Below are 1,154 nucleotides of genomic sequence, written 5' to 3' on the forward strand. Positions count from 1 at the left end.
AACGTGCTTTCCACCCAAAACGTTCCGGTAATGTTCTGATTGTTCAAGATCAATTTTGGTATTTATATCCAAATGCAGATCAATTCGCAGCAATGCATGGTTCGCCTTATAGCTACGACACTCATGTGCCAATCATGTTTGTTGGGCCAGGTATCAAAGCACAATCTATTAATCGTCAAGTTGGTCCAGAAGATATTGCAGGCACGGTTGCTACCTACTTAGGAACAGCTAAGCCTTCAGGTTCTATTGGTGAACCGCTCTATGAAGTGTTGAATTAATTATGAGGGAAAAAATTATGAAATTTAAACAAACAGCCATATTAGGTGCTGGATTGTTGTCAGTAGCTTCATTTATGAGTGCACCTGTACTCGCTGATGATGCAACTAATTTGAGACTAATGCGTGGTTTAGAGCTTAACGGTACACAGAAGATCGAAGCTGACACTGTATTAAAAGACCCAGTGGCCCAACAAGGAACAGCCCAAGTTGAAGGCCTTGCCGGCACTGTTTACCGCTTCTCAGAAGTTGAAAAAACTTCAGGTTCGAGTGGTGAGCCGCGTCATAAAGTGTTGAATTAATTAAGAGGATAAAAATTATGAAATTTAAACAAACAGCCATATTAGGCGTTGGATTGTTGTCAGTAGCTTCATTTATGAGTGCACCTGTACTGGCTGATGATGCAGCCATGTTGAAACTAATTCGTGTTTTAGAGCATAACGGCACACTTAATGCTGAAGCTGCCACTGCATTAAGAGACACGGTAACTGTTCAAGAAACGGCTCAAGCTGAAAAAACAAAAAAGGCTATTGAGGAGGCAACTAAAGATAACTTAAAAATTACTACAAAAGGTAAGTTAGCAATTGAATCACCAGATGGTGACTTTAAGTTTAAATTTAATGGTCGGATTATGGCGGATGCTACATTTGTAAATTCAGATGAAACAAACCTATCCAGTGGAACCGAGTTACGTCGTGCCCGTTTTGGTTTTGGCGGTACGATATTTAAAGTCTGGGATTTCCAGTTAACACCTGATTTTGGTCAAGGCTCTTCAAGTATCACCGATGCTTATATCCGATATAAAGGCTTTAAAAACAATAAGATTACTGTGGGTAATCATCATGCACCTTTTGCGATGGAATTGGCTGATAGCTCTAA

Annotated in this window: 3 protein-coding genes; all 3 read left to right on the forward strand. The window is 39.9% G+C overall.

What is annotated here, in order from left to right; translation table 11 throughout:
- Window positions 1-278: hypothetical protein (locus tag AC3AYF_RS21500; protein ID WP_487780501.1), on the forward strand; the 278-nt coding region annotated here is incomplete at its 5' end.
- Between the two features lie 17 nt (window positions 279-295).
- Window positions 296-577 carry a hypothetical protein gene (locus tag AC3AYF_RS21505; protein ID WP_487780502.1) on the forward strand — a complete coding sequence of 94 codons (282 nt, stop codon included), beginning with the start codon at window positions 296-298 and terminating at the stop codon, window positions 575-577.
- 17 nt (window positions 578-594) lie between these two features.
- Window positions 595-1,154 (forward strand): porin (locus tag AC3AYF_RS21510; protein WP_487780503.1); only part of this gene is annotated, 560 nt, incomplete at its 3' end.

The organism is Salinicola sp. (genome assembly GCF_982684285.1).